Here is an 8,001-nt window from a genome sequence, read left to right on the forward strand (position 1 = left end):
CTTGGCGATCTTGTTCAGGAGGGCGGTCGTCTTCCGGCGCCACTCCGTCGGGTTAAGCGCCAGAATCTCTGCCGTATCGTCAAGTCGCTTTTCCACCGCTGCCAAACGACGCTCTTGTTCAACGGCTTGATTGGCGATGGCGGCGATCATCTCAGCTGTGGTCATGGGTTGAAGCGCATAGCTGCCGGTTCGCCGGATCGACGGAAGGACTTCGCTGGTCACCCATTTGCGAAACGCCCGGGCCTCCGGTTTGCGGCTTTCGAGAATGACATCGTATAAGCCATCCTCATTGATGATCGTCGTTTCCTGCTGCCGGCCAAGCGCATCTGGGATGGCGTATGTTGAACATACGTCATCGGAAAGTCTTTGCCTGACAACCCTGTGAGCTAGGTCGAGCACTTCGCAGACATCTTTTAGAACGAACCACGGTTGACCGTCCTTGTCGACCGTCCGAACCTGCAAACCGTTGAAATTAAAGACTTGATGATTGTTCACCGGATTCTCCCTCCCCGACCTCAAAAATGATTTCGATTTTGATTCCAAGAGCTTCGCAAACCTTGTTGATTACGACTTCATGCCAACGTCTTTTCCCGACAAGCAAGTCGCTGATATACTGGTAGCTGTATTTTGTTGCTCTTGCTAGATCCGCTTTACTCATGTTGTGAGCATCCATGGCCAGTTTTACAGCTTCCGAAAAATTCATTGGTATATTTCACCTCCCTTGTCCATATAATAAGCATTATGCTTACATTGGACAAAGTGCAAAAAGCCCTTAATTTAAGCAAAATGCTTATTTTTAAAGCAAATATTAGCATTTTGCTTAATTTTTCTCTCATTTTCATCATTTTGCTGTTTGTCTACTTATTTGCTTAATGTTATTATTGAGTTCAGCAATATGCTTAAACAAGGAGGTTAGAAGGAATTGGACGAAAATAAAAAATACAAACACGGTGAAGAAAGTCGTCTTCGGAGGTTAAGGAAAGAACGGAAATTGAGTGGGATTAAGATTGCGCAGCTGTTGGGGATAACGCCTCAGTATTATTACGACATCGAAAAAGGGGAGCGGCGATTGACAACCGAAATCGCCGCAGATTTAGCTGATATTTTGAAAACAACTGTAGATTATTTGATCGGAAAAACAGATGTTAATAATTTCGAAGAAGTAAAAAAGCCCGATCCTCACGAGGAATCGGAGCTGGCGGAGATCCCCATTGAAAGACTGAATCAATACAAACTGGTCTACAAGGGGCATGTTCTAAGCGAAGACGAGGCGAAAGACATTATTGATCTTCTTGAAGCTGCGTTGAAGCGTTGGAAAGTATAACAGCAAGCCTCGCTTCCACTTGTGAAGTATCGACACCCATGGACTTTAGTCCAGAGATAATTTTTTCAAGGTCAATCTGTTTTCCCATAATATGTACCCCCTTGGGTGATAATCTCATGTAGTAATTATAACACCTAACACGAACGAATGTTCGCTAAATAAGCATTTTGACCCAGAAAAATTATCGACAATCCTCGACATGATTGGAGGGACAAACAATTTGCAGCACTTCTCCCGTGGGGAGTGCCTGCTTCAGTATTGGCTCAACAACAGAGGAATTTCACAAGCAGAACTGTCTCGGCGAACTGGCTATTCTACGCGCATCGTATCGTATTGGTGCAATAACGAGCGATTGATGAACGCAGATGCCATGTACACAGTATCCGTAATATTAAATATACGGATGGATCAACTTTACACCTGGAGGCTAAATGCCAATTCTAGCAGGCGAATGCGGGACTAAAAAATCCGCACTCCCCTCTGGAGATTTTAAGAACGTATGAGTTCAGATTCGGAATACATTTGTCCCTCTCCTCCCTTCATTCTTTTTCTAATAATTTTAATCTTTTCCGATGCAACAATCTGTCACATTGTGTCGAATCGAAAATAGTAATAAATTACATTTTGCAAACATCCTCAACCTTCGTTTGAAGTATACGGAATGATCTTCCATGAACCCTATAATTCACTGCACCTAATATCCAGACATAGGGAAAATACTTCTTTTCTCGTGGCTGCCACGGTTCCCTTTCCCATTCCCCGCTATGAAAATATGCCTCATAACGATCCAACTTCTGACTCATTACTTTGTCGCTGTATACTGTCCGTTGAATCTCGACGAACCACGGCACCCCCTTCCAGATCGTAAACACATCCGGTTCCGGACGTCCTTTACCATATTTCGGCTCGACTTCAAAGCGTCGTGGCTCCTCAATCCTGCGGAGTTGCCGGTAAAAATCCACGATGGCGAGGAAATGATCGATCTTAGCGCTATCCTTCTTGATACCCGGAACCGGGAAATAGATATACTTCCGCCGGGCCCGAGATACAGCAATTCGGCCGTCCCGCCGAAGCCGCAGCAGGGCGGCGTTGGCTGCCTTCACCGGATCTCTCAACCCCGCGAAGTGCAGTTCCGCGACATCGTCTCTCGTAAGGCATCGAAACCGTTCCAGATCGGATATAATGGCCCTGTCGCGCGCAATCATTCGATCAGCCCCCATTCTATCTCCTCATTTCCCTCTGGCGTCTCTGGCGGCTCAGGAGGCGCTGTAGGGCGCTTGTAGGGCTCAAGCAGCGCCTTTGCCCTCGGGAGATCGAGATGCGGCCCCTGAACGTACCGCCAGCCATCAAGCTTGAAAACCATGCGCCCCTTCTGGCTCTGCTTGATCTCTGCTGCCTCCCCGCTGCCGATCGTTATCCTGCTATTAATTTCATCGGCATGACGGAACGCCATTCTTACAGTCAGATTGTTTTTGAGCTTACCATCGAGTACGTCGGCATCCGGACGCTGCATCGAGAGGATCAGGAATACCCCGAGTGCCCGGCCGATCGCGCTGATCTCCTCTATGACCTCCATGAGGTCTTTTTCTTTTTTAAGCAGCGCTACCTCATCAATTGCCAGAACGATGAACGGCGGCCGCTCCGCCTCTGGGAGATCGACGACATTGGCGAGCCCAGCCTTGTCGAGCAGGTCGCCGCGCCGGCGTAACTCCTTGCGTAGTTTGAGCAGCAGCGTATGAAGCTGCGGAACCTCCACGACGACCTGATCGGCGACGTCGCGGAAAACATGGAACTCGGACCGCTTCATATCGGCGCAATACAGCTGCAGGTTATCGGTCGACCGAATCAGCGTCGTCAAGATCGATCTCAGGGCGACGGACTTACCGCTGCCAGTCTCTCCGGCAATCAGCAAATGCGGGTGATCAACCATGTCATAGACTTCCTCGCCGGTCCGGCTGCGGCCGACATAGATCGGCAATCTCAGGCCCTCCACGGCCTTGCTGACGGACTCGGGATCATAGTCGAAGGGATTGCTACCAACAGCGTACACGGTCAGCGTAAATGTCTTTGCGGTGCCCGTCAGCTCAAGATGCTCGCCAAACACCTGCTGAAAGAGCCAATCGCGCTTGTAGATCACAGCAGGGTCCAGCCCGTCGGGCAACGAAAAAACAGCCTGGAAGCAGTCGGAATAGATCGATACCCGCTGCAGGACGGGATACTTTCGGAGTTCCTTTCCCTTGTGCCCTTTGCGTTTAAGGACTATCTCGCCGTCGCGGAAAAGCTTTCGCAGCTTCGCCCGGACCGCTGGCTCTGGCATCGCCTTCCAGGCTGTTCGAGCTACCCACAAGCTGGCGGCCGCTCCGATGATTTTGGCGGCCGCCGCCGCCATTACAGTCGCCCCGCTTAAAATCATTTTGCGATCGCTCCTTAAAATCATTTTGCGTCGCTCCTTAAACAAAATATAGAATTTCGCTCTTTTCTGCTTTTTTTGCTTGTACTTCCGTGGTAGTGCTACACCGGTTATTTCCGGGGCAGCTACTGCGGAACCTATTGCGGTATCAGACAAACCAATCGACGATCTCCGCAGCGAGTTCCCGGCAAAGACGGCGATGGAAAAGATAGCTCGCGTAGGCGCCCAGAACGCCGGCCAGACCGACCAGCGACCAGCCGATACGATCACTCATGGCGGACACCTCCGATCGGCCCGATTACCTGCACGCGATTGCGTCGATGGTCCAGATACAGCTTAAGCAGTATGAGGATTGCAAGCTTGCTCATACGATCACCCCGAACAGGTGCGCGATGTGCCGCAGCGCATCCCACCAGGCGTCGAAGGCGATATATGCCGATACGACGTAGCCGGCGATCTTCAGATACACGACCTTGCCGCCGTGCCCCATGTTTTCGAGCGCGACGCCCCCGAAATGCGACGCGACTCCTACGCCCAAAATCTTAAAGATCGGTGTCAATTCGACCATTCAGCATTTCTCCTCTCAAAAATTCAGATGAATTCCTCAATCGAAAAATCTTCGTTTGCCGGCCTCGTAGTCGCCCGTGCCGGCCCCGATCCTACAGTCCCACCGCGCATATCCCGATCGATCAACCGCTTGATATACGCGGAGCGGTTTGGCCTGCTGCATACTCGCTCGAACAACGCCAGCTGATCCGGATCCCGAACGTTGAAACACACCTGCACCCGCTCGATCTGAACGTCAGCCGCCATACAATCGCCTCGCGATCAAATAAAATGCCCGGACGTTTGCAAAGACCGGATCGCCGTCGAGCAAGCGCACTCCCGGGAAATACACCTTGATGTGAGGCATGAGCGGCTCCGCTCCGCCGCCGCACAGATAGAGTGCATCGTCCCCCTTCCAACCGGCCGCAAGCGCCCTAAGAGCGATCTGACGCCCCAGGGCATCGGCGGAGCGTACCGTCTCCAGTCCGGCGGGGAGCGTAAAACTCCCGCGGTCATTAAAACGTCGGTCGATCAGCGTCCCAAAATTGACTGTTCCGCTGCCTATGTCGATGACACGGATCGTTCCCCCTTCCGTCGCGAGAAGCCCGGCTGTTACGCCCTCTGCGGCTACCTCGCAGCGTCGGATGACCAAGACCCGGCGCTCGCCATTCACGGTCAATTCATGTCGGCCGACCAGCATACGCTTGATCTCGTCTTTTTCAGCCGGCGTATGCCGTCCGATCGGCTGGCCGACGACGATCGAATGCTCCATACCTTCGGCGTACTGATGCAGCGCGATCAACACGCGCAGGCGGGCGTCAGGATGCGCCTTAGTGTCGCCCTTTTGGCTTTCTGCGCACTCACTCTCGTAAAGCGCCAGCGTGCCAGCGAAGCCCTTCCGGCCGTCGTACTCCCATTCGTAGTCATGTTCTCCGTGTCTCTGCTGCAGCTTCCGTTCCCGCCAGTCGCCGATCATCGACGGAAATCTCCGAAGCTGCCGGCCGTCATAAACCTTCGTTTCCGCACCGCCGGCATCGATCGCCACAATGCCCATGACATCACTCTCCTTGCCTCACTGGTTACCGAACCACACGATCGCGAATCCTGTCGTGATGTATCCGGTTATGTCAGTAGCCTATGACCAACTGCTTGCTCAAGTTGCACAGTTTTTGAATAATTTTTTCATAGATTGTCCATCCTGTTCATAGAGGCAGGAGGCGATCCATATGATGGGTTTAGGCAAGAAAAGGACGAAGCTGGGAACATTTCTTGATCAGAACAAGCTGACGCAATGGTGGCTCGCAAAGGAGTCAGGAGTCGGAAGGAACACTATTTCGGGGCTTTGCAGCGGGGAGGTGGAGCCGCAGGAAAGGACCGTCCAGCGGATTGTAGCAGCATTACGCAAACATGGATATGATGTCCGGGCCGGTGATTTTTGGTTCTGAAGGGTTTCCACATATCGCCAATGCGGGACTTTTGTAGTAGAATATGCGGTAAATATTAGATGATAGGGGAGAATGTAGTTGGAAGACGTGATGGTGGTCGAAAAGAGTAATCTGACACCTGGGAAAAGCGGTGTCTCAAAAGGGCTGGTAGCGATTTCGGCAGCAGCCATAATCCTCGCTATCGCCGCAATCGTTTTTGCTTATGTGACATATGTCAAAAGCGTCAGCACAGAAAGTTCATTTGCTGAATTGGAGCAATCCTTTGAAGATTTACAAAAGAGTTATGATAGTATATCGGAGAAATTTGCAGAACAAGATAAAGTCAATAAGCAATATTTCAACGCGCAAATCTTTGCTGCGCTCGCTCATGACATGGAAAGCGGCGCTGTTGTAACTGACAATTTTAAAATCGAAAGTATTATATTCTGGAAAACACTGACCTCGATGGGGACCAGCGGGGCGAAGATAGATCTTGGTATGCAGCCATCCACTGCATTGAGATACCAAGGGGAGGGTAAATTCGACTACTCTGATCGGGAGTTACGTGTAATGACCCAGAGTATCTTAGATCAAGCAGGCACTTATTACGAAATGGTAAGACAAGAGTACATGGATTACGCTCCAAAATGGAATGAAATCGAGCATGAGATAACGGTGCAAAATTATCCTCTCGGAACATACAAAGATGGCAAGTTCAAATTGGTTGGAGAAGAATGAGGCCGGGGACGGATTCCCGGCCTCTTTTATTTTTTGGGGTATTCGGATTTTGTAGTGGAAAGTCAAAAATAATTTTCCAACACAATGTTGACTTTAACATACATATCATGTATGATAAAGACATACAAACAAGACATACATAACACCAATAGGCCGGAGATACCGGATGAGGGCGAAAGGATGGATTGAAATGAAATTTTATGTTATTTTTAACGATGATTCTGGAGCGCCCGCCAACCAGATCAGCGAATACGACGATCTGGCGATGTCTCTTATTGAGGTCGAAGAGGGTCGAGTTGGCGACGAAGCCTGGGAACGCGAGGCCACGCGGGCACACCTCTACGAAGAGACGGTAGACGACTTTGACCAGATAATCTATAAGTACGTCACAACCCTCGCAGTGGGAAACTGATTCCCCCGCTCGCAGGATACGCCGAAGCTGCGGAAATCCTCGGCTGGGACAAACGTAGAGTTGGCGTATATATGCGACGCGGGGCGTTTCCAGAACCGATACAACGGCTCGCGAGCGGGCCGATATGGACTCGGAAGCAAATAGAGGATTACCGAGACGCTCGAAAATGAGCGTCTTTCTTTATTCCAATTCCTCCATAAAATCCGAAGAACCAAAAAAAAGAGCAGGTCGGCATTAAGCCTCCTGCTCTTCGCCTTTTTTTGGGTTGATAGGCGGGATCTGCCCGAGTATCCGGGCGACGTTGATTGCCTCACTATAAAGGATCGGCTTTCCCGATTCTACTGCGTACGCCCGGGCGTCCCACATGGCCGCGTGCGATATAAACCGAGTTAATACAACAATAACATCAGCAGCTGCAAGCGTCGCATAATAATCCGGGTCAAATTTGCGCCCGCCGTGACGCAAAACCCGACAAGGATACCCGTCTAGTTCGGCATGACCGTCGCGACCACCGATCAGCGCAACGGTCAATCCGGACAAGTGAGTAAAGTCAGGCTCTTTATCCGGCTGCGCTTCCTCGTTTGTGGTGTCCTCCGGTTCCGGATCCTGCGTTTCTTCCTCCGGCAACATAGAACGAAGCCGCCGGACTTCGGCCAGCAGATCGGCGATAAACGCCTTCTGCTCTCGGAGCCGCCGCTTGTCTTCCGGCTCCCTTACCGAGACAATCTTGCTATCCTCCAGTCTCCGAATCGTCGCGTAGGCGTCTGCCAGTTTGCGCTGCGACTCAGCAACCTCCGCCTTTAGCCGCTCGTTGGCCCGGTAAATCTCCGACGTGCGCTTTTTGGCGGCATCGAGTTGTTCGGTCAATCGGGCAATGTGACGCAACAGAAAAGCGTTGTCTCCTTTGTCCCGCCGAAAAAGTTTGCCCATTGCTTGCGCCCGGAGTGGCTCGTGCGCCTCCGGGATCGGAAAGTGCAGGATTGCAAACTGCGTCCTCCTAAGACCGTAACGCTTTACGAGTAAGTCCGCGACCCAACCCATTGCACCGATGTATAGCAGCTCTTCGCGGACAAAATACTCATTTGCCGCCCGCCAGAATGTCGCCTTGTCCTTAACGTGTATTAAAGCGTCTCGGCGTGCCTGCTGA

The 8,001-nt window shown here is 51.2% G+C and carries 13 protein-coding genes; 5 read left to right on the top strand and 8 right to left on the bottom strand.

The annotated features are described in order from the left end of the window. Both ABEV74_RS15240 and ABEV74_RS15245 read right to left on the bottom strand, forming a co-directional pair. Nucleotides 1-495 (bottom strand): BRO-N domain-containing protein (locus tag ABEV74_RS15240; protein ID WP_430147159.1); only part of this gene is annotated, 495 nt, incomplete at its 3' end. After that, nucleotides 473-703 carry a helix-turn-helix domain-containing protein gene (locus ABEV74_RS15245; RefSeq protein WP_430147160.1) on the bottom strand — a complete coding sequence of 77 codons (231 nt, stop codon included), beginning with the start codon at nt 701-703 and terminating at the stop codon, nt 473-475. The genes ABEV74_RS15240 and ABEV74_RS15245, both read right to left, overlap by 23 nt. A gap of 219 nt (nt 704-922) precedes the next feature. Here ABEV74_RS15245 and ABEV74_RS15250 point away from each other — a divergent pair, with 219 nt between their 5' ends. Further along, complete coding sequence (locus tag ABEV74_RS15250) at nt 923-1,324, top strand: helix-turn-helix domain-containing protein (protein WP_430147162.1); 402 nt, start codon at nt 923-925, stop codon at nt 1,322-1,324. A gap of 199 nt (nt 1,325-1,523) precedes the next feature. Then, nucleotides 1,524-1,787, top strand: a complete 264-nt coding sequence (locus ABEV74_RS15255) for a helix-turn-helix domain-containing protein (RefSeq protein WP_430147164.1) — start codon at nt 1,524-1,526, stop codon at nt 1,785-1,787. A gap of 154 nt (nt 1,788-1,941) precedes the next feature. On the opposite strand, the gene ABEV74_RS15260 is transcribed toward ABEV74_RS15255, so the two are convergent. From ABEV74_RS15260 to ABEV74_RS15280, 5 genes are all read right to left on the bottom strand, one after another. Continuing rightward, the gene (locus tag ABEV74_RS15260; protein WP_430147165.1) at nt 1,942-2,529 is read right to left on the bottom strand and encodes a replication-relaxation family protein; all 588 of its coding nucleotides are present in this window, start codon (nt 2,527-2,529) and stop codon (nt 1,942-1,944) included. After that, on the bottom strand, nt 2,526-3,890 hold the full coding sequence (locus ABEV74_RS15265; RefSeq protein WP_430147168.1) for an FtsK/SpoIIIE domain-containing protein: 1,365 nt from the start codon (nt 3,888-3,890) through the stop codon (nt 2,526-2,528). Before ABEV74_RS15265 ends, ABEV74_RS15260 begins: the two co-directional genes overlap by 4 nt. Continuing rightward, nucleotides 3,883-4,008 (bottom strand): hypothetical protein, encoded by a 126-nt coding sequence (locus ABEV74_RS15270; protein WP_430147171.1) that lies wholly within the window; start codon nt 4,006-4,008, stop codon nt 3,883-3,885. The genes ABEV74_RS15265 and ABEV74_RS15270 overlap by 8 nt, the downstream gene beginning before the upstream one ends. Nucleotides 4,009-4,098: 90 nt before the next feature. Continuing rightward, nucleotides 4,099-4,302, bottom strand: a complete 204-nt coding sequence (locus ABEV74_RS15275) for a hypothetical protein (protein ID WP_430147173.1) — start codon at nt 4,300-4,302, stop codon at nt 4,099-4,101. A 234-nt stretch (nt 4,303-4,536) separates the two neighbouring features. Then, nucleotides 4,537-5,334 carry a ParM/StbA family protein gene (locus ABEV74_RS15280; protein WP_430147176.1) on the bottom strand — a complete coding sequence of 266 codons (798 nt, stop codon included), beginning with the start codon at nt 5,332-5,334 and terminating at the stop codon, nt 4,537-4,539. Between the two features lie 172 nt (nt 5,335-5,506). Here ABEV74_RS15280 and ABEV74_RS15285 point away from each other — a divergent pair, with 172 nt between their 5' ends. The 3 genes from ABEV74_RS15285 to ABEV74_RS15295 all read left to right on the top strand — a co-directional run bounded on the left by ABEV74_RS15285 (nt 5,507) and on the right by ABEV74_RS15295 (nt 6,854). Then, nucleotides 5,507-5,725, top strand: coding sequence for a helix-turn-helix domain-containing protein (locus ABEV74_RS15285; RefSeq protein WP_430147178.1), 219 nt, complete (start codon nt 5,507-5,509; stop codon nt 5,723-5,725). A gap of 78 nt (nt 5,726-5,803) precedes the next feature. After that, nucleotides 5,804-6,442 carry a hypothetical protein gene (locus ABEV74_RS15290; protein WP_430147181.1) on the top strand — a complete coding sequence of 213 codons (639 nt, stop codon included), beginning with the start codon at nt 5,804-5,806 and terminating at the stop codon, nt 6,440-6,442. A 190-nt stretch (nt 6,443-6,632) separates the two neighbouring features. Next, entirely contained in the window at nt 6,633-6,854 is a 222-nt protein-coding gene (locus ABEV74_RS15295) for a hypothetical protein (protein ID WP_430147184.1), read from the top strand. A gap of 234 nt (nt 6,855-7,088) precedes the next feature. Here the strand turns inward: ABEV74_RS15295 and ABEV74_RS15300 are convergent. Beyond that, nucleotides 7,089-8,001 (bottom strand): DUF2325 domain-containing protein (locus ABEV74_RS15300; protein ID WP_430147187.1); only part of this gene is annotated, 913 nt, incomplete at its 5' end.

Source organism: Paenibacillus cisolokensis (assembly GCF_050481165.1).
Lineage (GTDB): Bacteria > Bacillota > Bacilli > Paenibacillales > Paenibacillaceae > Paenibacillus_AH > Paenibacillus_AH cisolokensis.